Here is a 505-nt window from a genome sequence, read left to right on the forward strand (position 1 = left end):
TATAATAAGCGCATTTATTAATCTGAAATTTTTGTTTGTCTATGGGCATCATATTCAATCATTGGAAGGGATAGAAGCTCTTATTAAAGGTGAATTTATTAGAATTCAGACCCACCGCAATCGGCGTAGAGATCTCTCACTGCTTCCGAATGCAGGTGTGAATAATATAGATCTCTTTGTAGAACGAACAGAAGATTTAACTGCTATTGCTGGATTTAAGGATATTAAAATCTTGGATATTTATCATTCGCCAACGGAGCCAGATTTTGAGGAATGGAAAGATGTCCGATTTGAAAACGTATCATTTAAACGCTGCAAATTCAAAGAATTTGGAAATACAATTGCAAATTCAGGCTTACGTGATATCAGTGTACTAGGTTGCCGCAGTCTGGAACGTTTCACAGGAGATAACAGTAGCATTAAACGCCTGGTTATAGATGGCAGCAAAAAGCTGGATTTACGTACGTTAAAGACTTTCACGGGAATTGAAGTTTTAATTGCGAAC

Annotated in this window: 1 protein-coding gene; it reads left to right on the plus strand. The window is 36.8% G+C overall.

The genetic code is table 11. The features are described from left to right. Positions 1–157: 157 nt before the first annotated feature. The coding region (locus KIH86_RS26430; protein WP_223110753.1) for a hypothetical protein at positions 158–505 on the plus strand (348 nt) is incomplete at its 3' end.

It is taken from the genome of Paenibacillus sinensis (assembly GCF_019904155.1).
Taxonomy (GTDB): Bacteria; Bacillota; Bacilli; order Paenibacillales; family Paenibacillaceae; genus Paenibacillus_AQ; species Paenibacillus_AQ sinensis.